This window comes from Phyllobacterium sp. SL163 (assembly GCF_049896885.1).
GTDB lineage: Bacteria > Pseudomonadota > Alphaproteobacteria > Rhizobiales > Rhizobiaceae > Phyllobacterium > Phyllobacterium calauticae.
The window spans coordinates 93,326-118,285 of record NZ_JAFCVE010000004.1 but is presented as its reverse complement, the minus strand read 5'-3'; the positions used below and the strand labels follow the sequence as shown (position 1 = coordinate 118,285).

At 59.5% G+C, this 24,960-nt stretch carries 29 protein-coding genes; 15 read left to right on the top strand and 14 right to left on the bottom strand.

Going from position 1 to position 24,960, the window contains the following annotated elements; translation table 11 throughout:
• Positions 1-89 precede the first annotated feature (89 nt).
• Positions 90-1,511 carry a PLP-dependent aminotransferase family protein gene (locus tag ACP7B1_RS10385; RefSeq protein ID WP_346305296.1) on the bottom strand — a complete coding sequence of 474 codons (1,422 nt, stop codon included), beginning with the start codon at positions 1,509-1,511 and terminating at the stop codon, positions 90-92.
• Between the two features lie 93 nt (positions 1,512-1,604).
• Between ACP7B1_RS10385 and ACP7B1_RS10380 the strand changes: the two genes are divergently transcribed.
• On the top strand, positions 1,605-1,850 hold the full coding sequence (locus ACP7B1_RS10380) for a DUF1127 domain-containing protein (RefSeq protein WP_346305297.1): 246 nt from the start codon (positions 1,605-1,607) through the stop codon (positions 1,848-1,850).
• Positions 1,851-2,016: 166 nt separating this feature from the next.
• Positions 2,017-2,238 (top strand): DUF1127 domain-containing protein, encoded by a 222-nt coding sequence (locus ACP7B1_RS10375; RefSeq protein ID WP_346305298.1) that lies wholly within the window; start codon positions 2,017-2,019, stop codon positions 2,236-2,238.
• Between the two features lie 45 nt (positions 2,239-2,283).
• Here the strand turns inward: ACP7B1_RS10375 and ACP7B1_RS10370 are convergent, their stop codons facing one another.
• The 5 genes from ACP7B1_RS10370 to purC all read right to left on the bottom strand — a co-directional run bounded on the left by ACP7B1_RS10370 (position 2,284) and on the right by purC (position 5,179).
• Complete coding sequence (locus tag ACP7B1_RS10370; protein WP_223612973.1) at positions 2,284-2,700, bottom strand: hypothetical protein; 417 nt, start codon at positions 2,698-2,700, stop codon at positions 2,284-2,286.
• Positions 2,701-2,732: 32 nt separating this feature from the next.
• The gene (locus ACP7B1_RS10365) at positions 2,733-3,392 is read right to left on the bottom strand and encodes a glutathione S-transferase family protein (RefSeq protein ID WP_288194611.1); all 660 of its coding nucleotides are present in this window, start codon (positions 3,390-3,392) and stop codon (positions 2,733-2,735) included.
• A 77-nt stretch (positions 3,393-3,469) separates the two neighbouring features.
• The gene (gene purQ, locus ACP7B1_RS10360; protein WP_346305299.1) at positions 3,470-4,138 is read right to left on the bottom strand and encodes a phosphoribosylformylglycinamidine synthase subunit PurQ; all 669 of its coding nucleotides are present in this window, start codon (positions 4,136-4,138) and stop codon (positions 3,470-3,472) included.
• Positions 4,139-4,141: 3 nt separating this feature from the next.
• A complete protein-coding gene (gene purS / locus ACP7B1_RS10355) occupies positions 4,142-4,381 on the bottom strand; it encodes a phosphoribosylformylglycinamidine synthase subunit PurS (protein WP_105732450.1) in 240 nt (79 codons plus the stop codon).
• A 33-nt stretch (positions 4,382-4,414) separates the two neighbouring features.
• Entirely contained in the window at positions 4,415-5,179 is a 765-nt protein-coding gene (purC, locus tag ACP7B1_RS10350; protein ID WP_105732451.1) for a phosphoribosylaminoimidazolesuccinocarboxamide synthase, read from the bottom strand.
• A 580-nt stretch (positions 5,180-5,759) separates the two neighbouring features.
• Between purC and ACP7B1_RS10345 the strand changes: the two genes are divergently transcribed.
• Both ACP7B1_RS10345 and ACP7B1_RS10340 read left to right on the top strand, forming a co-directional pair.
• Entirely contained in the window at positions 5,760-6,077 is a 318-nt protein-coding gene (locus ACP7B1_RS10345; RefSeq protein WP_223612975.1) for a DUF1476 domain-containing protein, read from the top strand.
• 122 nt (positions 6,078-6,199) lie between these two features.
• Complete coding sequence (locus tag ACP7B1_RS10340) at positions 6,200-6,964, top strand: HpcH/HpaI aldolase family protein (protein ID WP_346305300.1); 765 nt, start codon at positions 6,200-6,202, stop codon at positions 6,962-6,964.
• Here ACP7B1_RS10340 and ACP7B1_RS10335 read toward each other — a convergent pair.
• The gene (locus tag ACP7B1_RS10335) at positions 6,959-7,507 is read right to left on the bottom strand and encodes an RBBP9/YdeN family alpha/beta hydrolase (RefSeq protein WP_223612977.1); all 549 of its coding nucleotides are present in this window, start codon (positions 7,505-7,507) and stop codon (positions 6,959-6,961) included. The two genes, ACP7B1_RS10340 and ACP7B1_RS10335, sit on opposite strands and share 6 nt — an antisense overlap.
• A 172-nt stretch (positions 7,508-7,679) precedes the next feature.
• Between ACP7B1_RS10335 and ACP7B1_RS10330 the strand changes: the two genes are divergently transcribed.
• Positions 7,680-8,579, top strand: a complete 900-nt coding sequence (locus ACP7B1_RS10330; protein WP_426136907.1) for a VOC family protein — start codon at positions 7,680-7,682, stop codon at positions 8,577-8,579.
• Between the two features lie 63 nt (positions 8,580-8,642).
• Here the strand turns inward: ACP7B1_RS10330 and purB are convergent, their stop codons facing one another.
• From purB to ACP7B1_RS10305, 5 genes are all read right to left on the bottom strand, one after another.
• Entirely contained in the window at positions 8,643-9,950 is a 1,308-nt protein-coding gene (gene purB, locus ACP7B1_RS10325; protein WP_223612979.1) for an adenylosuccinate lyase, read from the bottom strand.
• A 112-nt stretch (positions 9,951-10,062) separates the two neighbouring features.
• A complete protein-coding gene (locus ACP7B1_RS10320) occupies positions 10,063-10,800 on the bottom strand; it encodes a DUF2259 domain-containing protein (protein WP_346305301.1) in 738 nt (245 codons plus the stop codon).
• On the bottom strand, positions 10,800-11,474 hold the full coding sequence (gene rpe, locus ACP7B1_RS10315) for a ribulose-phosphate 3-epimerase (protein ID WP_346305302.1): 675 nt from the start codon (positions 11,472-11,474) through the stop codon (positions 10,800-10,802). Before rpe ends, ACP7B1_RS10320 begins: the two co-directional genes overlap by 1 nt.
• A 68-nt stretch (positions 11,475-11,542) precedes the next feature.
• The gene (locus ACP7B1_RS10310; protein ID WP_346305303.1) at positions 11,543-12,550 is read right to left on the bottom strand and encodes a P1 family peptidase; all 1,008 of its coding nucleotides are present in this window, start codon (positions 12,548-12,550) and stop codon (positions 11,543-11,545) included.
• A complete protein-coding gene (locus ACP7B1_RS10305; protein ID WP_346305304.1) occupies positions 12,550-13,623 on the bottom strand; it encodes a branched-chain amino acid ABC transporter substrate-binding protein in 1,074 nt (357 codons plus the stop codon). The genes ACP7B1_RS10310 and ACP7B1_RS10305 overlap by 1 nt, the downstream gene beginning before the upstream one ends.
• A gap of 237 nt (positions 13,624-13,860) precedes the next feature.
• On the opposite strand from ACP7B1_RS10305, the gene ACP7B1_RS10300 reads away from it, so the two are divergent.
• The 8 genes from ACP7B1_RS10300 to ACP7B1_RS10265 all read left to right on the top strand — a co-directional run bounded on the left by ACP7B1_RS10300 (position 13,861) and on the right by ACP7B1_RS10265 (position 20,724).
• Complete coding sequence (locus ACP7B1_RS10300) at positions 13,861-14,361, top strand: flavin reductase (RefSeq protein WP_374042771.1); 501 nt, start codon at positions 13,861-13,863, stop codon at positions 14,359-14,361.
• An 18-nt stretch (positions 14,362-14,379) separates the two neighbouring features.
• Positions 14,380-15,306: an AAA family ATPase gene (locus ACP7B1_RS10295; RefSeq protein WP_403176049.1), complete on the top strand. Its 927-nt coding sequence runs from the start codon at positions 14,380-14,382 to the stop codon at positions 15,304-15,306.
• Position 15,307: 1 nt separating this feature from the next.
• Positions 15,308-16,564, top strand: a complete 1,257-nt coding sequence (locus ACP7B1_RS10290; protein WP_346308082.1) for a VWA domain-containing protein — start codon at positions 15,308-15,310, stop codon at positions 16,562-16,564.
• 19 nt (positions 16,565-16,583) lie between these two features.
• On the top strand, positions 16,584-16,916 hold the full coding sequence (locus ACP7B1_RS10285) for an XdhC family protein (protein WP_223612986.1): 333 nt from the start codon (positions 16,584-16,586) through the stop codon (positions 16,914-16,916).
• Between the two features lie 9 nt (positions 16,917-16,925).
• Positions 16,926-17,639 carry an XdhC family protein gene (locus ACP7B1_RS10280; RefSeq protein WP_346308081.1) on the top strand — a complete coding sequence of 238 codons (714 nt, stop codon included), beginning with the start codon at positions 16,926-16,928 and terminating at the stop codon, positions 17,637-17,639.
• Positions 17,636-19,255 (top strand): molybdopterin-binding/glycosyltransferase family 2 protein, encoded by a 1,620-nt coding sequence (locus tag ACP7B1_RS10275; RefSeq protein ID WP_346308080.1) that lies wholly within the window; start codon positions 17,636-17,638, stop codon positions 19,253-19,255. The genes ACP7B1_RS10280 and ACP7B1_RS10275 overlap by 4 nt, the downstream gene beginning before the upstream one ends.
• Positions 19,256-19,270: 15 nt before the next feature.
• Positions 19,271-20,149 (top strand): alpha/beta hydrolase family protein, encoded by an 879-nt coding sequence (locus tag ACP7B1_RS10270; protein WP_346308079.1) that lies wholly within the window; start codon positions 19,271-19,273, stop codon positions 20,147-20,149.
• A gap of 128 nt (positions 20,150-20,277) precedes the next feature.
• Positions 20,278-20,724 (top strand): hypothetical protein, encoded by a 447-nt coding sequence (locus tag ACP7B1_RS10265; protein WP_105732466.1) that lies wholly within the window; start codon positions 20,278-20,280, stop codon positions 20,722-20,724.
• Positions 20,725-20,771: 47 nt separating this feature from the next.
• On the opposite strand, the gene ACP7B1_RS10260 is transcribed toward ACP7B1_RS10265, so the two are convergent.
• Together ACP7B1_RS10260 and ACP7B1_RS10255 are read right to left on the bottom strand one after the other, a co-directional pair.
• Positions 20,772-21,683 (bottom strand): diacylglycerol kinase family protein, encoded by a 912-nt coding sequence (locus ACP7B1_RS10260; RefSeq protein WP_346308078.1) that lies wholly within the window; start codon positions 21,681-21,683, stop codon positions 20,772-20,774.
• A 69-nt stretch (positions 21,684-21,752) separates the two neighbouring features.
• Positions 21,753-23,042 carry a glucoamylase family protein gene (locus ACP7B1_RS10255; protein WP_426136906.1) on the bottom strand — a complete coding sequence of 430 codons (1,290 nt, stop codon included), beginning with the start codon at positions 23,040-23,042 and terminating at the stop codon, positions 21,753-21,755.
• 169 nt (positions 23,043-23,211) lie between these two features.
• On the opposite strand from ACP7B1_RS10255, the gene ACP7B1_RS10250 reads away from it, so the two are divergent.
• Together ACP7B1_RS10250 and ACP7B1_RS10245 are read left to right on the top strand one after the other, a co-directional pair.
• The gene (locus tag ACP7B1_RS10250; RefSeq protein ID WP_346308076.1) at positions 23,212-23,907 is read left to right on the top strand and encodes a fumarylacetoacetate hydrolase family protein; all 696 of its coding nucleotides are present in this window, start codon (positions 23,212-23,214) and stop codon (positions 23,905-23,907) included.
• 316 nt (positions 23,908-24,223) lie between these two features.
• On the top strand, positions 24,224-24,706 hold the full coding sequence (locus ACP7B1_RS10245) for a hypothetical protein (RefSeq protein ID WP_223612993.1): 483 nt from the start codon (positions 24,224-24,226) through the stop codon (positions 24,704-24,706).
• Positions 24,707-24,960: the final 254 nt, after the last annotated feature.

Here is a 24,960-nt window from a genome sequence, read left to right as displayed (position 1 = left end):
GCAGAATATAACTCCTTGCAATCCTGACCCTCCCTCATGGTGAGCTTGTCGAACCACGCACAATGCTTACGCAATAGCCTTCAGAGCACTCACGAATAGCTGTCATAGCTCGCATTGTCGGTTTCCATCAGACGGCGCAGGATGGACAGGCCGTTTTCCACTTCACCGCGCGTTGCAGGCACCGAATAGCCAAACCGCACCCGGTGGAAGGTCTTTTCCGTCCGGCCCGGCTTGAACTCGTCCTCGTCGTCAATGAGGACACCCTCATTGAGCGCCGCGCTCTTGAAGGTCGCCGACAGCCATGGTTCCGGCAGTTTCACCCAGATAAACGGCGAATAGGGATGCGAGTTGATATCGAAACCGGCAAAGATCGATCTTGCCAGCGCTTCCCGTTCGGTGGTTTCTTCCCGGACCTTGACCCGGATGGCGTCGGCCTCGCCGGAATTGACCAGTTGCGCCCCGAGTTCCGCCATGAGGAACGGCATGCCGCCGGTGACCATCTTGTGGGCTGTCAGCACGCGCGATGCCAGATGCGGCGGGCAGGCAACCCAGCCGCCGCGTACACCCGCCGCAACGGATTTCGACAGGCCGCCAATGTGGAAGGTCCGTTCCGGCGCCAGTTCTGCAAGCTTGACGTGATCAAGGCAGAGGAGCGAACCGTAAATCTCGTCCTCGATGATCCAGACATTGTAACGCCGGGCAATCTCGACAATGGCGCGGCGATGTTCCTCGGAGAGGGTTGTGGCCGTCGGATTCTGCAGCGACGGCATCAGGAACACCAGCTTCGGGTGCTGCTGCGCACAGAGCCGTTCAAAGTCATCCGGTGTAGCGCTGCCGTTCTCGGTGTTCATGATGATGCTGCGCCGCCCCATCAGATTGACGCTGCGCGCGGCGGAACAATAGGTCAAATCCTCGAAGGCGATACGGTCGCCCGGTGTGGTAACCGCGGCAATGATCGCCAGAATGGCTGAATGCGCGCCGAGCGTCGGTACAATCGAAGCGGCATCGGGCCGCCAGTCCGCCGACCCGAGCCAGCGGCTGCCCGCCCATTGCCATGACGGGGGCAGGGTGCGGGAATAGCTGGCGATTTCGCCGGGATAGGATCGGGTGATATCCCGCAGAAAGCGGTCCATCACAACCGATTGCCCGACATCGATTGCTGCCGTGCTGTCGAGCCGGATATTGCCGGGCGCAATGACGGCGCTGCGCGTGCCGCCGAAGGGTTCGGAGTGCTGGGCGGGTGGAAGCTCAATCAGCTTCGTCTCCTTGTGATCAATCACATAGGTGCCCCGACCCACTTCTCCGCTGACAAGACCGCGCTCGCGGATGAGATTGTACGCCCGACCGACCGTGCCGATTGTCACCCCGATATCGAAGGCAAGATTGCGCTGCGGAGGCAATTTCGCGCCCGGTGCAAGCACGCCGTCTGCAATGTCCGCTTCAATCCGCTCCGCAAGCTGCAGATAGAGCGGGCCTTTGCCGTGTTTCAGTTCTGGAAGCCAATTTGTCATGGTGACAATTATGTATATTGCGATTCCAATTGAGTCAATCCATTACAATTAGCGGTACAATTCGAGTCAATTCGGCTTGATAGGATGGATGCTATGAGTACAATTGATGCAATTGAAAGAGAATGCTCCGATGTAAAGCGTGCAAGCCGTGATTTGCCAACACGCGTATTGGGTGACAATACGGCGGCGTTCCGCCGCATGATGGAATGGTTGTACGTGGCTGTGAGAAAGCACAACACCCGCATTCATCTGAGTGAACTTTCCGCTGAACAGCTGAAGGACATCGGAATGACGCCTCTTGACGCGTTGCGTGAGTCACGCCGTTTCTTCTGGGATTAGGGCAGGACCGAAGCGCCGAACAGCAGCCCTGCGGACAATTGCAGGTCGGTGCGAACGGCCTTGCGCGCCGCGATCAGGACCGCTGATACCCGCCCTCAGTAATATTGAATGAATCTTTTGTGATTTACCTATATATTGCATATTCAATCGTTTCAGGGAGGCGCATATGGGTACGACTTTTGTAGAACCTAACCGTCCCGCTATCCGGGGGCTGACCTATGCTTCACAGCCGGACTTCCTGTCACAATTTGCCGGCTGGGTGGAAAGCGCCCTGATGAAACGGCGCACGCGGCTGCAGCTCGGCAAGCTGAGCGACGAAGGGCTCAAGGATCTTGCCTTGACCCGCGATCATGTCGAAGCCGATCTCGACCGTTATCTGTCGACGTGATGCCTCAAGCCGGTGCACAACCGCACCGGCTTGCGTTTTCATTCTTCAGCCGCGCGCGGTGCAGGACGGTTGCCCTGCTGCCCAGCGGCGTATGTCGGATTCAATGCGATTTCCCATGGAATGTCCCATCAGCGGGCCGAAGGCCTCAACTTTGGCCGGGTTGCCTTCCGCGTGAACGACCAGCAGCGGACGGCCGCCGGGGTTGCCCGCCGGGACGACGAGGATGCGCGGGCGGCCGGAATAGGAATTCAGCTCCGGCGCGAGATGGTAGGGCTTGAACGCCGAATCCTTCGACTTGAACCAGCAATTATTGGCGGCAAGGGCCACCCTCTCCATGGTGGCGAGGGCGGCCTTGTCCGAACCGAAGGCCAGAGAGCCAGGCCCCGGCTTGCTGGGTGATTGGCATCCGGCGAGCGCCACGAGCGAAATCATCATGGCAACGCCAATCGTCTGCATTTTCATCCAGCTATCTCCAATGATACAAGGGCGGTTGATCAGCTTGCCTCAAGTTCCCCGAGGAACACTTTCAAGGCATCCGTCATCTCGAACCAGACCAGCGATAGCACCGGATCCTGAACAATCAGTTGCTCATAGGCGTCGAATTTCGGAAATGGTTCAAGCAGGCGCGAGCGGCGCGTCATCACCCGGAAATGGTTGAACAGGAAGCGGATCGGTGTCAGCCAGGCATCCGCCATCGTCATCTGCTTGCCCAGCGCATAGGGGCCATCTCCCATGCGGTGTTCGATTTCACGCAAACCGGCTTCCAGCTGGGCAAAAAGCTTGGTGATGCGCGCATCGTCCTTGGATTTGGTGTGAACGAGCTCAAAAAGCTCCATGACCGGAACGAGGATTTCCAGTTCGGCGATACGGGCAGCCATGCGCACCACGGCGCGGTCACGCGAGTCCGCCGGCAACAGAACCGGTTCAGGAAAATGTTCTTCGAGATATTCGGAGATTACCGTGGCTTCGATGATGGTCAGGCCCGAGCCTGTGATCAGCACCGGAATACGGTTGAACGGGGAAATGCTGCGGAACTCTTCGGGTATCGGAAAACCCGGCGGCGGCGCTACGACCTTGATGGGTGCCTTTTTGTAATAGGCGATGCAACGAACAATCGAGGAGTAGGGGGAGAGCGGCCGCGAATACAGTTTCATTCTCAATTCCTCCGTTTGAGTGCCGTTCCGGCCCATGGCGGGCCGGAACGGCATGGCTCAAGCGTATAGAATTTTACTCAGGCGGCAATCCCAAGAATGCCCGCAAACAGGGCGCGGCCATCGGAGCCGCCATGGGCAGCCTCAATCAGGTTCTCCGGATGCGGCATCATACCGAGAACATTGCCTTTTTCGCTGATGATACCGGCAATGTCATTCATGGCGCCGTTCGGGTTTGTACCCTCCGCATAGCGGAAAACCACCTGGCCTTCGCCTTCGATGCGGGCCAAAGTCGTTTCGTCAGCGAAGAAATTGCCGTCATGATGGGCAACCGGGCAGCGGACGATCTGGCCATGCGAATAGCCGCGGGTGAAGGCGGTGTTGGCGTTGGTCACTTCCAGCTTCACTTCGCGGCAGACGAATTTCAGCGACGCGTTGCGCATCAGGGCGCCGGGCAGGAGGCCTGCTTCCTGCAAAATCTGGAAGCCGTTGCACACGCCCATGATCATGACGCCCTTGTCGGCCTTTTCGCGGATCGCCTGCATGACGGGCATGCGCGCGGCAATGGCGCCGCAGCGCAGATAGTCACCATAGGAGAACCCGCCGGGAATGACGATCAGATCGACATCGGGGATTTCCGTGTCCGTCTGCCAGACCGTCTGCGGTGCCTGGCCGGAGATCTTCGTCAGCGCCGCAATCATGTCACGGTCGCGATTGAGGCCCGGGAGAAGAACGACAGCTGATTTCATTTTTTAAACGAGCTCCACCGCGTAATCTTCGATGACGGTATTGGCGAGCAGCTTTTCGCACATCGCCTTGACGTTGGCTTCGGCAACGGCGCGGTCCTTGGTGTCGATCTCCACATCAAAGATCTTGCCCTGGCGTACGGATGCAACGCCATCGAAACCAAGACTGCCCAGCGCGCCGACAATTGCCTTGCCCTGCGGGTCAAGGACGCCATTCTTCAAGGTTACAGTGACACGTGCCTTCATCGATCGTCTTCTCCGAGATTGTTCAATCAGCGATTATTTAACGAGAACCGGCCCGGTTGGCCGCAACTGTTCATTTTCATTCATGATGCCCAGACGGCGGGCGACTTCCTGATAGGCCTCGATCAGACCGCCCATATCACGACGGAACCGGTCCTTGTCCAGCTTTTCGCTGGTCTGGCTGTCCCACAGGCGGGCGGAATCGGGGGAAAACTCGTCGGCGACGACAATACGCATCATATCGCCTTCCCACAAACGGCCGCATTCGATCTTGAAATCGACGAGCTGGATACCGACGCCGAGGAACAGGCCGCTGAGGAAGTCGTTGACGCGAATGGCCAGTGCCATGATGTCATCGATTTCCTGCGGCGCAGCCCAGCCAAAGGCCGTGATGTGCTCTTCGGAGACCATAGGATCGTCCAGAACGTCGTTTTTGTAGTAAAATTCGATGATCGAGCGCGGCAGGACCGTGCCCTCTTCGATTCCAAGACGTTTTGCCAGCGAACCCGCCGCAATGTTGCGGACGACCACCTGCAGGGGAATGATTTCGACTTCCTTGATCAGCTGCTCACGCATGTTGAGGCGGCGGATGAAGTGCGTCGGAATACCCATGCGGTTGAGCTGGGTGAAAATGTACTCGGAAATCCGGTTGTTCAAAACACCTTTGCCATCAATGACTTCGTGCTTTTTTGGATGCAGCACGGTGGTGTCGTCTTTGAAATGTTGGACAAGCGTTCCTGGCTCGGGTCCTTCGTAAAGGATTTTGGCTTTGCCTTCGTAGACACGGCGGCGACGGTTCATTGCAGGTCTCTGGTATTGGAGTTATCGGTCGGCCTTGGTCACAGCCGTCATGTTGGCGCGCTAACTATCGTAAAAGCAAGCATTCTACAATGATACTTTAGGGATCGGCACCATTAATATGATCGAAATGGCGCCAGAAACGGCAAGAAGATGCGAGGAGAGGTGCGAAGGGCGGGGTCTTTCCCCCGGCCGAGCGGCTCGACACTGCAGCTTGCAGCCGTTTCGGCGTCCGTAGGATATGGTCCATTTGCCCGGCTCCATCGTCGCAAAGGACTTGAGAATGGATAAACATTCCCATCGCCTTTGCTCCTCGGATCCGAGCAAATGGCCTCGTACCATTTCGACCAGATTAATGGTGCCGATCCCTTAGTAGGTCCCCGGATTTATGGGTTATATGGGCTTTTTACGACAATGTGACCCATGTTTGCCTGAAGAGGTTCATTTCAGACTTCCGATTTCGTGCAGAATGGTTATATGAACCTAAGAAACAATGCCTATCAGGGACTTGCCCTAAAAACGCCAAGACCGGGGAGGCATCTTTCACCGGAATGACCAATTCATTTTGCGGGAGCAAGAGAGGATGACAATGGAAGATCGCGAAAATGCCTTTGAAAGCAAATATGCGCATGACGCGGAGGTTCGCTTTCGGGCAGAGGCACGGCGCAACAAGCTGATTGGCCTTTGGGCAGCGGAAAAGCTGGGCAAGACCGGCGAAGAAGCGGAAGCCTATGCGCTTGAAGTCATCAAGGCGGATTTCCAGGAAGCCGGTGATGATGACGTGTTCCGCAAGATCCGTGCCGATTTCGATGCGGCAGGTGTCGACAAATCCGACCACCGCATCCGCCGTACAATGGATGAAATGCTGGAAGAAGCCATCCGCCAGATCCAGGGATCCTGATCTGTCCTGATCGGTCTTCGTAAAAACCGCCCTTCCAGGGCGGTTTTTTGTTGGTGCTATTCCGTTGTTTTTGCTTCACTCCAAGGCGATTCGACTACAAGCAACAATTTCCGGGAGAGATCATGTCGCTAGCATCACGTCTGAGGGCGGGAGAAACGGTTTTTTCCGCCTGGTGCAACCTGCCTCATCCGCTGGTCATGGAAACCCTGTGCCGGACGGATTTCACCGCCTTCATGCTCGACATGCAGCACGGCCCGTTCGATACGCAATCGGTTCTGCAAAGCATCGGTATCATCCAGAGCGCAGGCAAGCATACGGTGGTGCGCATTCCCGTCGACCGGTTCGACATGGCAAGCCGGGCACTGGACTTCGGCGCCGAGGGCATTATCGCCCCGATGATCAATTCGGTTGAAGATGCGCGGCGTTTTGCTGCTTCCATGAAATATCCGCCAGTCGGCGAGCGGTCGTGGGGGCAGTTGCGCGGGCGTCCGGCAAGCTATGGCGCCAGCGGTTCCGGCGGCTATCTGACTGAGGTCAATGCCAAGACGCTGGCTTTCGCCATGATCGAGACACGCGCCGCCTTTGCCGCGCTGGACGGTATTCTGGCCATCGATGGTATCGACGGCGTTTTTGTCGGCCCTGCGGATTTCTCCATCGGCTGGAGCAACGGTGCCGAGGTGGATGCCGGGTCGCAGGCGATCATCGAGCCGCTGCGGGAAATCGCCGCCAAGGCGCACGCCGCAGGCAAACTCTGCGGCATCTACGCGCCCAATGCGGAGCTTGCAAAACGGTTCACCGGTCTCGGTTTCACCTATGTGCCGATCTCCGTCGACACGGCCTATCTGCAACTGGGTGTGCAGACATTACTGGCAGCCATCAAATCATAGTTGCGAAATAAATTTCGCAAACACCATCGTGCCTTCCGGCCACGGACCATGGCCGGATTCGGCGTTGAGGTGGCCTGATTCACCGGCATCGATGAACAGGGATCCCCAGGCCGCCGCCAGGTCTTCTGCAACGGCATATTCGCAATAGTGATCATTGCGGCTGGCAACGACGATGGATGGAAATGTGAAAGGCTCGCGCGGGTAGGGGCCGAATGTCATCAGGTGCTTCGGCCGGATTTTCGGGTTTGACACGTCAGGCGGCGTCACCAGGAAAGCGCCTTTGATCTTGCTGCCGATCTGCGGCAATGCGTGCACAAAGGTCGGCACCCCCAGGGAATGTGCGACAACGACAACGGGCAGGGTCGCTTCGTTGACGGATTTGACCACTTCCGCCACCCAGTCGGCAAGGACAGGCTTCGACCATTCCTTCTGCTCGACGCGCCGTGCCGTGGAAAGCTTGGCCTCCCAGCGCGTCTGCCAGTGATCGGGACCGGAATTGGTGTAACCGGGAATGATGAGGATATCAGCGTCTTTGACTTTCATGCTCCCCATTTAGGAAAAATATCGGGGAACCGCAACGCCACAAGATTGTAAACAATCCGGATTTGATGGTTCGCGAATGGTGAACATGCTGTTCGCCGCTGCATGGCTTGTATCCGTTGATGTAACGGCCGATTTTAGAGGCGGTATAACAGGTGGATCGCCGGGAGTGCACATGAAGGTCACACGCAGAGATGTCGTCAGCGGTGCCGGAATGCTGGCTTTCCAGGCGATTGCGGGATCAGCCCGCGCGGAGACAGATATGAACAGCGTTCCCTTTGCAGCAACGGCCCCGACCCATGTGTCAAAAGTTGGCATCAAGGCGAGGGATGCCGATCAGCTGGCGAAATATTACAGCGAGGTTGTCGGCTTGCGGGAGCTTTCCCGCAAGGGGCAGACGATCATCCTTGGAGCAGGTGAGATGCCTTTGCTCGAAATCGAGCAGGCGGCGGCGATCCGTGCCGACGATCCGCACAGCGCCGGCCTTTATCACACGGCTTTTCTGCTGCCGCGCCGGGTCGATCTTGCCCGGTGGGCGCGGCGCGCCATCGACCAGCGCACACCGATTGTCGGTGCATCGGACCATATTGTCAGCGAGGCCATCTATCTGACGGACCCGGAAGGCAATGGCATCGAGATTTATGCGGATCGCCCGCATGAGAACTGGCAATGGAACGGTTCATCCGTCGAGATGGGCACCGCTGCGCTGGATGTCGGTAATCTGCTTGGCGAGCTGAAGCCGGATACGGCGGAATGGAATGGCGCGCCCGATGGCGCCATGGTTGGCCATCTGCATCTGCGGGTCGGCAATGCCGGGGACGCGGAGGCATGGTGGCATCGTGAGCTCGGCATGCAGACCGTCGCTGGTTTCGGCGGCAGTGCCGTGTTCCTGTCGACCGGCGGCTACCATCACCATGTTGCTGCCAATTCCTGGCAGAGCAAGGGTGCGGGCAAGCGGGACAATGATCGTTCCGGTCTCGCCTGGGCCGAATTCGTGTCGAGCGATGCCCGGGGCGAGCGGGAAATCGTCGATCCCTGGGGCAATGTGATGCGCATCGTACCGGCAAAGGCCTGACCGCTTTCTGCCAATAAAAAGCCCGCGAAACCGCGGGCTTTTCTTTTGATTAACGGGACGCGTTCAAGCTTCGCCGAACACGCGCCTGAAAATCGTGTCGACATGCTTGGTATGATAGCCAAGATCGAATTTCTCGCGGATGGTCTGTTCCGGCAGCGCGGCGCGGACGTCCGCGTCGGCCAGCAGCTCCTCGAGGAAATCCTTGCCCTGTTCCCAGACCTTCATCGCGTTGCGCTGGACGAGGCGGTAGGAATCCTCGCGGGACACACCGGCCTGCGTGAGGGCAAGCAGAACGCGCTGCGAGTGGATCAGGCCACGGAACTTGTTCATGTTTTTCAGCATGTTGTCCGGATAGACCAGCAGCTTGTCGATGACGCCGGTCATGCGGGCAAGGGCAAAATCAAGCGTGATCGTCGCGTCCGGGCCGATCATGCGCTCGACGGATGAATGCGAAATGTCGCGTTCGTGCCAGAGCGCCACATTTTCCATGGCAGGCAGGGCAAAGGCGCGCACCATGCGGGCGAGGCCGGTCATGTTTTCCGTCAGCACCGGATTGCGCTTGTGCGGCATGGCGGAGGAACCCTTCTGGCCGGGGGAGAAATATTCCTCCGCTTCCAGAACTTCCGTGCGCTGCAGGTGGCGAATTTCAACGGAAAGACGCTCGATGGACGAGGCGATGACGCCGAGCGTGGCGAAATACATGGCATGGCGGTCACGCGGGATGACCTGCGTGGAGACCGGTTCCGGCTCCATGCCCAGCGACTTGGCCACATGTTCTTCGACATAGGGATCGATATTGGCGAAGGTGCCGACAGCGCCGGAAATGGCGCAAGTGGCGATCTCGGCGCGTGCGGCCACGAGACGGGTGCGGCAGCGCTCGAATTCGGCATAGGCCTGTGCCAGCTTGACGCCGAACGTCGTCGGCTCGGCATGGATACCGTGGCTGCGGCCGATGGTGACCGTGTCCTTGTGCTCGAAGGCGCGCTTCTTCAGGGCTGCCAGCAGCTTGTCGAGGTCAGCCAAAAGGATGTCACTGGCCCGCATCAGCTGGACGTTGAAACAGGTATCGAGCACATCGGACGAGGTCATGCCCTGATGCACGAAGCGCGCGTCGGGACCGACGATCTCAGCCAGATGCGTCAGGAAGGCGATGACATCGTGCTTGGTCTCACGCTCGATCTCGTCGATGCGGTCGATATCGAATGTGGCAGCGCCGCCCTTTTCCCAGATTGTCGCAGCAGCTTCCTTGGGAATGACGCCGAGTTCCGCCAGTGCATCGCAGGCATAGGCCTCGATTTCGAACCAGATGCGGAATTTCGTTTCCGGGGACCAGATGGCGACCATTTCGGGCCGCGAATAACGCGGGATCATTGTGTGTTCCTATAGGCAATCGGTGGGCGGATGAGTGTGAAACCTGCTCTAACAGACCAAGCCGCCGTACTCAACGTGGCTTTTCAGCCTGCACAGCTATATGGCCATGGAATCACTGTTGCGTGGTGACCGCCAGCCAGCGGTAATCGGGGCCTTCAAAGCCGATGGAACGGACAGCGATCAGAATCGCGAGGGCAGGTTTGCCATCCGGCAGATAGAAAGTCTGGACGGCGCCGATGCTGTAGCCTTGCGGGCAATTGCGGCTCGACGGGATGGATTTATCTTCGTGTAGCGTCCTGATATCGGTGGATGCGCCCTGCTGGATCGTCAGGCGAAACCCTTTGTACATCTCCGGTTCCGGGCATTTGTCCGGACGCGGGACATCGATTTCCTGCAGTTGCACCGTCAGCGGCTCGTCCATGGGAGGGAAAACCGGGCGCGGATTGAACGTTGTCTTGAACTTGTCGGCCGACAGTTCGGTGATCGGGTTGGCTGCGACCGTATCGCCTGCATTGGCGCGCAGTTCCGTGTCGGAAAGCCCGGTGAGCCCCTGTGCATCCCGGCCAGCCTTTTCGCGAGCATCGGCGAGAGAGGCCTTTTCATCGTCGAGGCGCACCCGCACCGGTGTCTTGGGAAGAAAGGCGTCGGTCGCCGTGTCGATGTAATAGCGGTTGGCGTAGGGAAAGCCGGAGCCATCCTGGACACCATATTCCTCGAAGGCAAAAACCTTGCCGTCTTTGGAAAAGCCAAGAATGTCGAGTTTTGCAACGTCTCCTGCCCGTGCCGCCACTGGCGAAAAACCCACGACCAGAACGGCGAGGGCGGCGCGAAGCAGGAGGGAAAGGCGCATCACGAGCCCTTGATGGTTGCGTTGCGGATCAATTCGATATTGGCGCGGTAGCTTGCTTCCGATCCGCCCTTGAACACGGCAGAACCGGCAACCAGCGCATTGGCGCCCGCCTGTGTTGCCAATCCGGCGGTGTCGGCGGTGATCCCGCCATCCACTTCCAGATCGATCGGGCGGTCGCCGATCATCGCCTTGACCTTGCGGATCTTGTCCAGGGTCTCGGAAATGAATTTCTGGCCGCCAAAGCCGGGATTGACGGTCATGACCAAGATGAGATCGACGTCATTCAGCATATATTCGATGGCAGATTCTGGCGTGCCGGGGTTGATGGCGATGCCGGCTTTCTTGCCAAGGGCGCGAATGGCCTGCAGCGAGCGGTGGGCGTGCGGACCAGCCTCGGCATGAATGGTGATGATGTCCGAGCCAGCCTTGGCAAAGGCCTCGAGATAGGGATCGCACGGCGCAATCATCAGATGGGTGTCGAAAACCGCTGAGGTCAACGGGCGGATGGCCTTGACCACTTCGGGACCGAAGGTGATGTTCGGCACGAAATGGCCGTCCATGACGTCGATATGCACCCAGTCGGCCCCTGCCTTGAGCACGGTGGTGACTTCCGAACCGAGCTTCGAAAAGTCGGAAGCGAGAATGGACGGGGCGATGACAAGCGGGCGGCTCATGGCGTTCTCCGGTAGAAATGTTGTGCGCGCCCGTTACCACGCGCGTCCGGACCGCACAATGAAAACCGTCAGGGCCGGGTGTTCCACACAGGAAACAGGTCGTTTGGAGCCGCTGTTGCCGCAAACACGCCGCGCGCGACGGCCCGTGCCATGGTGGAAGCCGCTGCTGCGCACAATTCGATGAATTCGTCGATCTCGGGCGCGCGGCCGGCGGTGCCGGTTGCAAGGGCAAACACCAGATCGCCGTCGAATGGCGTATGCGAGGGCCAGATGGCGCGGGCAAAACCATCATGCGCCGCGATGGCGAGACGTTTGGCCTGTGCCTTGGTCAATTGCAGGTCCGTGGCGATGACACCGATGGTCGTGTTGGTATCCGTTGCCGCTTCCTTGAATTTTGTCTTGATCTCTGCCGCGTCGGCGGGAAGCGGATGCGGCAGGCCAAGTCCGCCGAACTCGTCGCCAATTTCGAAGGGAGCGGCCCAGAAGTGGCGGCTGCGCCCGACGGTCACCGATCCCAGGGCATTGACGGCCACCAGCGCGCCCATTGTCGCGCCGTTCGGCAGGATGGATGAGGCTGAGCCGAGCCCGCCTTTCAGGCCGGTCACCAGCGCGCCCGTACCGGCGCCGGTGCTGCCGAGGGCAAAATCGCGCGATGCGGATTGCACGGCCTGATAGCCAAGCTCGCGATAGGGCGGATAGAGGCCCCAATCCTTGTCGCCGCCGTTGATCAGGTCAAACAGGATGGCGGCAGGGACGATCGGAATGCGCTGGCCGCCCACCTTGAAGCCGATGCGCTTTTCGCGCAGGGCCGCCTGCACGCCCGATGCGGCATCGAGGCCAAAGGCCGAACCGCCTGACAGAACCAGTGCATTGATGGTTTCAACCGTGTTGTGCGGCTCGAGCAGATCGGTTTCCCGGGTGCCGGGCGCGCCGCCAAGAACCTGTACGGCGGCTGTCGCTGGTTCATCGCAGAGGATGACGGTGGTTCCCGATTTGATGGTTGCATCCGCTGTATTGCCGATGCTCAGACCAGCGACATCGGTGATGAGGTTGCGCGGTCCTGTCTTCAGCGGCATCAGTTGGTCTCCTGCACGAACTGTTTTCCATCATAGCGCTGCAGGCGAAACGTATCGGCAATGCGCTCGCCGTGGGCGTCGAACTGCACGGGCCCGATGGCGGTTTCAAACACGTTTTTCCTGAGAAGATCGGACAGGGAAGCGGCCTGGGCCTGCGCGGTTGTCAGCAGCTGGACAGCAACTTCCGCTGCGGCGTAGGCGGGAATGGCATAACCTTCGGGCACCTTGCCGGCGAGTTCCATGGCGTTGCTGGCATTGCGGGCGCTTTCGAGGGTCTCCGGATCGCGCGGTGCGATCATCAGCGTTCCCACGGACAGATCGCTGCCGCTGGCGGTCGCTTTCAGCGATTCACCGCCGATGATCGTCAGGGGATAGTTGAGCGCCACGGTGCTGCGACCGATGGCAGCGACATCATCCCGTTCGCCGCCGACGAAAACCTGTGTCGCTCCGGCCCGCTTCAGGCGCCCGACCAGCGCATTCTGATTGTCGAGGCCGGGGCGGTAGGTATCGGCAAACACCGGCTTCAGGCCCTTTTCCTCCAGCCGCCCCCGCACCGTGGCGGCGATCTCACGGCCGAAAATCGTGCCGTCGTCGATGATGGCGAAGGGCGTGGTCCGCCAGAGGTTCACCAGTATGTCGCCGGTCTCACGGGCGGCATTGCGCTCGGAGGAGGCAATGCGGAACACCGGATAGGGCGTATCTGCGCGCATTTCCGTCAGGGTCAAATCCCGAACCCCGGGTGTAATGACGGCAATGCCCTTCTGCCCGAGGATGGGCAGGGCGGCTTCAAGCGATTCCGTGCAGAGAAAACCGACCACAATCGTCGCATTGGCCAGCACCATTTCCCGGGCGGCGGCGGCCCCGCCTGCCGCATCGCATTTGTCGTCGGCGGTCACAACGCTGATGTCTTGTCCCTGCTTGTTGCCGGCAACCGCGGCATTGGCACCGTCGACCAACTGATTGCCAAGCCGCGCAAAGGAACCGGAGAGCGGTGCAATGACGCCGATCTTGTCCTGTGCATAGGCGACGCTGCCGAACAACAGGCACAGACCAAGCGTCGCGGCTCGTATCATGGGATTCATTGCGATATTGCCGTACCTTCGAGATGGCGGATGACGAAACTTTCGATTTGGGTAACTGTTTCCTTCACTCTGTGCAATCCGGCTCTATATAAAAGGGTAAGCATAGCGCGATAATATTGGCTCGTTCCGCCGGAAAGAGTCCAAGCCGCAGAAAAAATATTCTACAGCTATAGTTCGGCCGCGTGTTGCGTTAGTGATGATTTGGACAACGGAAATAAAACTGTGCTCATCGCCAAGGACCAGAAAATAGAACCTCTCGCATTCCGCAATGCCATGAGTCATTTTGCGGAAGCGGTCCACGTCATTACCACCGATGGACCGGCGGGCAGACGCGGCGTGACCATTTCTGCCGCATGTTCCGTATCCGACAATCCGGCCACCATTCTGGTCTGTTTGAACCGGCAACACGAATTCAATCATCTTTTCATCGAAAACCAGGTTTTCGCGCTGAACGTGCTTTCGGCGGACCAGCGGGCGATTTCCGAGGCCTTTTCCGGCAAGGGGGATTTGCCGCAGGAGGACCGGTTCGCCCTCGGGCAGTGGCAAACGCTGCAGACCGGTGCGCCAGTGCTGATGAACGCACTCGCCAGTTTTGATTGCCGCATCATTGCCACCCATGAGGTTGCCACGCATTATGTCATCTATGGCAAGGTCACCGCGCTCAATACCGGGGAGCGCGGCCAATCGCTTGTCTATCTCAACCGCTCCTATCATGGTGTAGGGGAATAGGTCCAAAACGGAGATTTCATGGCCGACCAGACTGTTTCATCATTGCCGCAATCGATCGACGCGACGCTGGCACTGCTTGAAACCGGCGGCTATGTGGCGGACCGGGCGCTGGCGACGGTGCTGTTTCTCAGCCTGCGGATGAAACGGCCCTTGTTTCTTGAAGGCGAAGCCGGTGTCGGCAAGACCGAGATTGCCAAGGTTCTTGCGTCGACACTGGATCGGCCGCTGATCCGCCTGCAATGCTATGAAGGCCTCGATATCTCCTCCGCCGTGTATGAATGGAATTACGCCGCGCAGATGATCGAGATCAGGCTGGATGAGGCGACCGGCATAGCCGACAAGACAGCCATCGAACGCAATGTCTTTTCTGAAAAATTCCTGATCCGGCGGCCGGTTCTGCAGGCGCTTTCGGGCCAACCTGGCCGGGCGCCGGTGTTTCTGATCGATGAGCTGGACCGGACCGATGAGGCCTTCGAGGCTTTTCTGCTGGAGGTTCTGTCGGACTATCAGGTGACGGTGCCGGAACTCGGCACCATTGTCGCCGCCGAACCGCCGATTGTCATTATCACCACCAACCGCACGCGGGAAATCCACGACGCCCTGAAGCGCCGCTGTCTCTATCACTGGGTGGATTATCCCTCGGCGGAACGGGAGCTGGAAATCGTCCGGCGCAAGGTGCCTGCCGCCAATGAGCGGCTGTCGGCGGAAATTGTCCGCTACGTGCAGAAATTGCGCGACATGGACCTCTTCAAACTGCCCGGCGTTGCCGAAACCATCGACTGGGCGGGGGCCCTGACCGAAATGGACAAGCTGGCGCTCGATCCGGAAACCATCTCCGACACCATCGGTGTACTGCTCAAATATCAGGACGATATTGCGCGCATCGCAACGGGCGAAGGACGGCGCATTCTCGATGAGGTCAAGGCAGAATTGAACGCGGCTTGACATGGAGACATTCGCTTCTTCCCCGCAAATTCCCCGGCAGGACAGCCGGCTGGCGGATAACATCGTCTATTTCGCCAGGACCTTGCGCAACGCGGGTTTGCGGGTCGGCCCGGCGGCGGTCAAGGACGCCATCGAGGCGGTGCTTGCCGGCGGCATCGGTTCGCGCGACGATTTTTACTGGACGCTGCACAGCGTGCTTGTCACCAGGCGCGAGGATCACGCCACCTTTGACGAGGCATTTCGGCTGTACTGGCGCTCGCGCGAGCTGATCGAGAAAATGCTGGCGATGTTCTCGCCGGTTGCCGTGGCACGGGAACGGTCGAAGCCGAAGGCCGCGGAAGCCCGTGTTGCTGAAGCGCTGTTCAAGGGCACGGCCCGCAACGCGCCGCAAGAGCGGCCGCCGGATATCGATATCGATGCGCGTTTCACCTTTTCCGGCAGGGAAGTGCTGCGGTCGAAGGATTTCGCCCAGATGACTGCCGATGAACTGGCGCAGGCGCGGCGCGCCATGGATCAGCTCCGCCTGCCGGTCGATGAAGTGGCGACGCGTCGCTTCCGGGCCGATCCGAAGGGCCCGCGCATCGATCCCAGGGCGATGATGCGGTCGAGCCTGAAAACCGGCGGCGACCTCATCCTGCCGAAATTCCGGTCGCGGCGGGAAATTCACCCGCCCCTGGTGGTTCTTGCCGATATTTCCGGCTCGATGAGCCAGTATACCCGCATTTTCCTGCATTTCATGCATGCGATGATGGCCAAGCGCCGCCGTGTGCATTGTTTTGTCTTCGGAACGCGCCTGAGCAATATCACCCGCCCGCTGCGTTACCGCGACCCGGACGATGCGATTGCGCACTGCACCGGCGCCGTGCACGACTGGTCGGGCGGAACGCGCATCGGCGAGACGCTGCGTGTGTTCAATCGTCAGTGGTCGCGCCGGGTGCTTGGGCAGGGGGCGGTGGTGCTGCTGATTACCGATGGCCTTGAGCGCGAGGAAACCAGCGGGCTTGAGGCGGAGATGGAACGGCTGGCAAAATCCTGCCGCCGCCTGATCTGGCTGAACCCGCTGCTGCGCTTTGAAGGTTTCGAGCCGCGCGCCCGCGGCGTCAGGGCCATGCTGCCCTATGTCGATGATTTTCGCGCCGTGCACAATCTCGATGCGCTGGAGGATTTGTGCCAGGCATTGAGCCGCCCATCGGAAAAGCGCGATGATCCCAAGCGCTGGTTGCAAAGTTCTTCCCAGCAACCCAGCTTATACGCATAATGGTACGGGAGGCATGGCCATGACACAGCAAAGCACAAGTGAACACGATCCGCTGCTCGTCGCCGAGCGCTGGATGTCCGGCGGGCGTGACGTTGCCATTGCCACGGTCATCGAAACCTGGGGATCGGCGCCGCGTCCGGTCGGCAGCCACCTTGTCATTGATGAAAAGGGCAATTTTGAAGGCTCGGTTTCCGGCGGCTGTGTCGAGGGTTCGGTGATCGCCGAGGCCATGGATGTGATCACCACCGGCGAACCCCGGCTGCTGGAGTTTGGTGTTGCCGACGAAACGGCATGGCAGGTCGGCCTGTCCTGCGGCGGCCGCATCAAAGTCTATGTTGAACGGCTTGGCTGAGATTGCATCATGGATCCCTATTGCCTCAAGAAACTGAATATTGAACGCCGGGCCCGCAGGGCGGCGCTGCTGTTGACGGATCTCGGCGACGGCCGCGACCGGGTCATCCGGGAGGGCGATCCTGTCGCCGGGCAACTGGGTGAAGTGATCGCGAAGGCATTCCTGTCCGGACAGTCCGGCGTCGCCGCGGTGGACGGCCGGTCGTTCTTTCTCAACGTTCACCTGCCGCCGCCGCGTCTCGTGGTGATCGGTGCCGTGCATATCAGCCAGGCGCTTGCGCCGATGGCACGGCTGGCGGGCTATGACATGGAGATCATCGATCCGCGCACGGCCTTCGCCACGCCGGACCGTTTTCCCGATGTGCGGCTTCTGGCCGAATGGCCGCAGGATGCGCTGAAAGGCCGCCCGCTCGATGCCTATACGGCTGTTGCCGTGGTGACTCACGACCCGAAGATTGACGATTATGCGCTGGAACAGGCCGTGAAGGCCGGATGCTTCTATATCGGTGCGCTCGGCAGCCGCAAAACCCATGCCAAGCGGGTGGAGCGGTTGCAGGCACTCGGCCTGGACGAGCAAAGCATTGCCGCCATCCATGCGCCGATCGGCCTCGACATCGGTGCGGCAAGTCCGGCGGAAATTGCCGTCGCCGTGCTGGCGGAAGTCATCAAGGCCTTCCGGGCACGCCGGCTGCGTACGGCCCAAACACTGGAAAAGACCGCATGATTTTCGGCGATACCCCCCTCGATCAGGCCATCGGCGCCATTCTTGCCCATTCCACCCATGCGGGCGCGGTCAAGCTGAAAAAGGGACATGTCCTGACTGGAGACGATATCGCGCAATTGCGCGGTGCCGGTGTTACCCATGTCACGGCGGCGCGCCTTGATGCCGGTGACGTCGAGGAAAATGCTGCCGCCCGGCAGATAACCGCTGCCCTGCAGTGCTTCGGCATTCAGGCCGGCCCTGCCTCCACCGGACGGGTGAACTGCTACGCGCAGACCGCCGGGCTTTTTACGGTGGATGCCGACCTGATCAATGCGATCAATTCGGTGGATGCGTCGGTCACGATAGCCACGCTCAAACCATTCGAGCGGGTGGAGCCGGGGCAGATGGTTGTCACCATCAAGATCATCCCGTTTGCCGTATCGAAGGCCGTTCTCGATGAAATCGCCACGCTTGCACACCAGCGTGATGCTTTTGGTGTTCATGCCTTTTCCGGTGCGCGCGTCGGCCTGATCCAGACGACGCTCGCGTCGGTGAAATCCTCGGTGCTCGACAAGACCATGCGGGTTGTCGATGCGCGTGTGAGCGCCAGCGGCGGGAGCCTGATCGGAGAATTACGCCCGGTCCACGAGACAGCCGCGCTGGCGGCATCCATCCGGCAGATGCATCGCAACAGCGATATGGTGATCATTTTCGGCGCGTCCGCCGTGGTCGATGGGGATGACGTGGTTCCCGCAGCCATCCGGGACGTGGGGGGCATTGTTCATCATGTTGGCATGCCCGTCGATCCCGGCAACCTGCTGGTGCTGGGCGAACTCGGCGGCAAGCCGGTTATTGGCGCGCCCGGCTGTGCCCGAAGCCCGAAGGAAAATGGATTTGACTGGGTGATCGACCGGCTCCTGGCCGATATTCCGGTCACCAAGGCGGATATTGTCGGTATGGGCGTTGGCGGCCTCCTGATGGAAATTCCGACCCGGCCACAGCCAAGAGACCCCAGGCCGCCGCTGCCAAGGCCGGCGGTCGCCATAGCCGTTCTTGCCGCCGGGCGGTCGAGCCGCATGGGCGGCGCCAACAAATTATTGGCCACATTCGATGGCGTGCCGCTGATCCGCCGGTCAGCGGAACTGGCCGTCCAGGCCGGAGGCGAGCCGGTGATTGCCGTCCTCGGCTACATGGCGCAGGAATGCAGCGCCGCGCTGGACGGGCTGCCCGTGAACATTGTGCTCAACACGGATCATGCCAGCGGGCTTGCCTCGTCATTGCACGCGGCCATCCGTCACGTTCCGGCATCCTCGGACGGCGTCATGATCATGCTCGCGGATATGCCTGCCTTGTCCGCGTCCGATCTGCAAACCATGATCCGGCAATTCCAGGGTGTCGGCGGGCAAACGGTCGTCCGCGCAACCTTCAAGGGCAAACGTGGCAATCCCGTCATCCTGCCGCGCTTCCTCTTCGACGAGGTTTTTACGCTGGCCGGCGATGTCGGCGCACGGCATCTGGTGGAGCGTGGCGATATTCCGGTCATTGATGTAGAGCTTGGCGAAGCGGCGGCCATTGACGTCGACACGCCCGATATGCTTCGGCTGGCCGGAGGCACCATCGTGGCAGCGGCACGATAATCAGGGGATTTGCATTTGTTCAGGACTATTTTTCTTGGCGCGCTGGCTGCCATCGGTCTTTCCAGCGCGGCATGTGCCGCGCAGCTTGCGCCTTTCAAGGATGACTTGTTCGCCTATCCCGGCATCATGAAGACAGCCGATGGCGGCGACTACACCGTGGTCGATTACAATGAGATGCGCGATATCAATGGCCGCGACGATGTGCCGGAACTGCGGGTCAAGCGCCGGTATATCGATCTTGCCGCCAAGCGGATGCAGAAGGATCTGGTGGTGACCACCGCCATCGGCCCGGTCAAGGTGATGGCTGCAGGGAAAATCGAGCCCGGCGCATCCGTGATCACGATCTATCTGCACGGGCAGGGCGGCAACCGCCAGCAGGGCATGAATGATTTTACCTTCGGCGGCAATTTCAACCGCATCAAGAACCTGATGGTTCTCAATGGCGGGCTCTATCTCACGCCCGATTTCCGCGACTTTGGCGACAAGGGTGTGGCACAGGTTGCCGGGCTCATTGCCTACTTCAAGTCGCAATCGCCGCAGGCAAAGCTGTTTGTCGCCTGCGGTTCCATGGGTGGCTCGCTGTGCTGGGGACTGGCGCAGGATGCGGAAGCAGCGAAAAACATTTCCGGCTTGGTAATGCTGGGTTCCCTGTGGGAGGACAAGTTCATCGGTTCGCCCGCCTACAAGCGGCGCATACCGGTTTTCTTTGGTCACGGCAGCCGCGATCCGGTGTTCGCGATCGACAATCAGGAAGCGTTCTACCAGAAAATACGCAGTACGACGAAAGGTTATCCGGTGCGGTTCGTCCGTTTCGAGACAGGCAACCACGGAACGCCCATCCGCATGTCGGATTGGCGCGGCGTTCTGAACTGGATGCTCACTGTTACACCATAAGGAGCGATCTGGGGATTGTGGCAATAAAGTCCCATTGTGGCGATTGTGCCACTAGACAAATGGGTAAAAGCGAATAGTTTCCGGCCTAAACAGACATCATCCTGCGACGAGACTTTGCGGAGAAAGCCATGCGCCTGCCTACCTCTATTCTAAGCCGGATTGCCCCCTTGGCAGTTCTCATTCCCCTTGCCGCATGTTCCACAACCGGCGAGCCGAGTGCAGGCCCGACATTCGCAACATTCTCTCCGGTCCGCCCGCCCGTCAGTTCGGAACTCGCAGCGCCGTGCATTGCTGCCGCAGCGAGCAAATACGTGCTTTCGGCGAGCAATATCAAGGCCGTCGATGAACGCGCTGTCGGCGGTGGCGTCAACGAAGTCTCCCTGAAAGTCGATATCCGCAATGCGCTGTGCACCGTCACCGACAAGGGCAAAGTCCGCTCCGTCGTCGACACAATGCCCAAGAGCGCCGACCAGGTTGCCGCGGAAGAGGCGGCTGCTGCCAAGAAAGCCGCTGGCGGCACGGCAGCACCAGCCAAGAAGTCGAAGAAGAAGCAGGCGCAGCAGCAGGAAGGCTGATTGCCTCCAGCTTCCGTTCAAGCGGCGTGGCGAGAGTCACGCCGTTTTCATTTGGGTGAAGGCTCTGCCGGAACCAGCACCCGCAACGCGCCCGCATGCACCTTGATGACGACGTCGCGTTCCAGCGGGATGAGCTCACCATCTATGGTGGCTCTTTTACGGCCATGAAGATGCGGAAAATGCAGGTCGACCTCCCCGGCCAATATCTCGTCCACGTCGTTGTTGTTGCGCCATGACCCCATCAGGACGGTGGCGGCCAATTTGGCGAGGGATGAAAGCGATATCCGGTCGGCGATGTACACGCCAAGCTTCCCCTGATCCAGGCTGTCGGCGATTGGCAGCAAGCCCCGGCCATAGGGGTTGTTGGAGACGGAAATCGCCGAGACTGTCCGCTCGGTTGATGCGCCGTCGATGGTCAGCTGGACGGCAAAGCGGGGCGGACGCCCTATCACCTTGGCAAATGCCCGCATGCTGGCCAGGCGCTTTCCCCACTGGGAACTGTATTCCAGCGTGTTGCGCAGCTTGATCATCCGCGGTTGAAAGCCGATGGCGAACTGGTGCACGAAAGCGCGCTCATTGGCGGTCGAGATATCGGCTGCGCTTATCACACCGCTGGCGACGCTCTCGAGCGCTGCATTCAGTTCAAGCGGTATTTTCAGCGACCGGGCGAAGAGGTTCATGGTTCCGGCGGGCAGCACTGCCAGCGGAATTCCGGTCTTCCAGGCGACGGCTGCAGCGGCGGAAATGGTTCCATCGCCGCCACCTGCCATCAGCACGCCGTCCCGATCCCTCGCGGCCGCATTCTCGAGCGCCTTCACGATATCCTTGCCGGCCACGATATCGCTTTGGAAGGTATGGCCATGCTGTTCGAAGATTTCTTTCGCCTTCAGGGCGAATGCCGCAATGTCGAGGGTGCGAAAGGTGCCGCCATCGCGGTTGAAAACGGCATGAACCTGCATGAATGCTCCCCGATGGCTGCCGCGATCCGGCAGAATGTGGCCGGCCGCTCCGCTTGTGGCAATGCACAATCAGCCCAATGGTTCCAAAATTTCCTGCCGGGCAGCGGCGAGATGCGGGCTGGAAAAACCGAGTTTGCGCAACCCGTCCTGAATTTCCGGAGCGCTCATGAACAGGTTCCACAACAGGCCGGTGCGATGGTTCTCGATCATGGCAACCACGGGTCCTTGATCGATACCGAGATAGGTACGGGCAAACCATCCGCTGGTCGGTGAAAATGCGTCGACAAAGCCAAAGCGTCCCCACATCTTGGCCTGGGGCAGTTGGAAAAAGTGCCGCAAGGCATTCATGGCCTCCTCGGGCAGATAGGGCAGGCTGCAAAGGGCGGCCGTGGGCGCGATCAGGCCGAAATCCGAGGCCGGAGAGCTGACGACATAGCCGGTGGGGCCGTGGCTCGAGGTCAGGCCCCAGCTGTCCGGGCCATAACCGCGATACCCATGCGGGTTCTCGACGCAGTGCTGGTAATTGATGCGGGCATGGTTGCAGTTCTGCTGCCAGTAATTGGCATAGTGGTCGGAAAGCCCGCGCGGATCGAGGCCGCAGAACGAATAATGGGCGAAGAACAGCGGCCCGCCATAATCGGGGCCGAGCGGCAGGGTGATGCCGTAATAATCCCGCCCGTTGATGAACTGGCTGCCGGTGGCAAAACCCTCATGATAGATGTCGGCATCAATGCCGTGCCTTGGGGCGCCTGCCGCCAGGACATAGGCGATCAGCGCTTCATTCCAGCCGCGGATCGGTACATTGCGGGCGAAGTGATAGCGGGGGCTGTGATGCCAGTACAGGACCTTTTCGTCATGCTTGATGTGCGCTGTCCACTCGACAGCGTGCCAGAGATGGTTGATCCGGTCGCGCAGCGCCGTCTCTTCCGGGGCTGGCGCGGCAAAATACTGCCGCACGCAGATCAGACCCTGCAGCAAGAACGCGGTTTCGACGAGGTCGCCGCCGTCATCGCGCCTGGAAAAGGGGATGGTGGACCCGTCTCTGCCATGGAAGAAATGCGGAAACACGCCGTGATAGCGTTTGGTCTGTTCCAGCGCCGTCAGCATTGTGGCGATCCGGCCGAGGGCCGCCTGCCGCTCGATCCAGCCGCGTTCAACAGCCACCAGAATGGCCATGAAACCAAACCCGCTCGCCCCTGCTGCAACGAGATCGTTCTTCGGGTCGGCATTTTTACCGGTGCGGTCGCGGGCGAGCCCGCTATGGGGATGAGCGCCGTCCCAGAAATACTGGAAACACGCATGCTGGACCAGGTCCAGCAACCCCGCGTCATCGTCGGTGACGCCTGTTCTTTCATGCACGAATCTTTGATCCATAAAGGCTGAACATTCCTGCTACAGGGCACAATGACGCTGCATTTGCCGGATTGCATTGGACGATTGTCTGACTTCTATACCATGTGTAGCGTGCCAAACAGCTTGCCAAGATCGAATCCGATCACGGTCATCAATCTCATGTGAAGGGCCCATAATGCCGAACGATCAATTTGTTTTCCAGCCCGTTTCCCAGCCGGTTTTGCAGGTGACCGGTTCGGAAAAGCTGTTCCCGTTGCACCGGATTTACTGTGTCGGGCGAAACTACGCCGATCACGCCATCGAAATGGGTCATGATCCGAACCGCGAGCCGCCGTTCTTCTTCCAGAAGAATCCGGATGCGCTGGTCACCGGCAATGGCGATTTTCCCTATCCCAGCGGCTCCAGCGATGTTCACTATGAGATGGAAATGGTCATTGCACTGGGAAAGGGCGGAACCGACATCGCCGTCGACAGCGCACTCGATCATGTCTTCGGCTACGCGGTCGGCCTCGATATGACCCGGCGCGACTTGCAGGGGGAAGCCAAGAAACTCGGGCGCCCGTGGGACGTGGCCAAGGCATTCGAGGCTTCCGCACCCTGTTCCGCTATCGTTCCGGCTGCAAAAATCGGCCATCCGTCGTCCGGTGCCATCTGGCTCAAGGTGAACGGTCAGGAGCGCCAGCGTGGCGATCTCAGGCAACTGATCTGGAATGTCCCGGAAACCATCGCCTATCTCTCGACATTGTTCACGCTTAAGGCGGGCGACCTGATCTTTTCCGGCACGCCTGCCGGTGTGGGCGCCATCGTCCGCGGCGATGAAATGCATGGCGGCGTCGATGGTATCGGCGAGATTCGGGCGCGGGTCGTCTGATCTCAAGACCCGTTGCGCTGAATTTTGCCAGCGAAGGGAAGTGTTTTCGCGGTGTCAGCAGCGAAAACATGCAAAATAAATTTCGACGCTGATCTGCGGGGATATCTCGATCAGTTTTATGCGGGTCAGCGTCAAACCGCGACAAAATGGACCGGCAGGCGCTCAAGTTTGACAGTTTTGTGTCTGTAGGTTGATGGTGTTCCGGCTAAACAAATCCGTATGACATTTTTGTTAGAAACGCCCCTGTTGTCTTTGAAATCAAATGGTCTATTGAAGATTCTGATTTCCTCGAACCAGAACTCCAGAGCACCCGTTTATGAACCACCGCATTCTCTTTGGCTCCTATCCGATCCCGCGCTTTGCCGGGATTGCGAGCCATAATTTTGTGGTGTGGACCGACGAGACGGGCAGGCCGCTTTATGAGATCAATGGCGGTGCAGCCAATGCGGACGGCAGTTTCAACTACTGCGCCATTCGCGGCCGGCTGACGGCGGTTGTAACCGACTATTCCAAGCGCGACCTGATCTACTGCCCCGAGTTCTATGTGCGCCCGACATCGCGCACCACACTGTTGCTCGAAGGAAATTATACGGCCATCGCCACAAAATGGCGTGCAGCGGTGGATGTGGCGTCGCGCATCCGCGCATCGGGTCTGGGCTATTCGTTCCTGATCCAGAACAGCAACTCGGTGGCAACGGCCATTGCCGAAGGGATGGGGCTTGCTCCGCCATCCGCAGCTGTCGGAAGAGTACGGGCTCCGGGGTCGTACCGCCACCTTGCACTGGATCAGGCGGCCTAGCGCAGCAAATCCTACTCCCAGTAGCGCAATTCATCAGAATGCAATAACTAGCACACAATAGTGCACTCGATTTTGGCCCGGCCAAAATCGAGCGTTTGTGTTGTGGCATACTGCCGCCATTATTACATAGCTTATCACGCCTGGCCAAAGTCATGGGGATTTTGGCGCCATTGGAAAGACGACGCATTGATTTCTGACCCCGCCACGTCTCCGGTTCATAGCAACGAGAAAGCGCTGCAGCGAATTAACGCGCG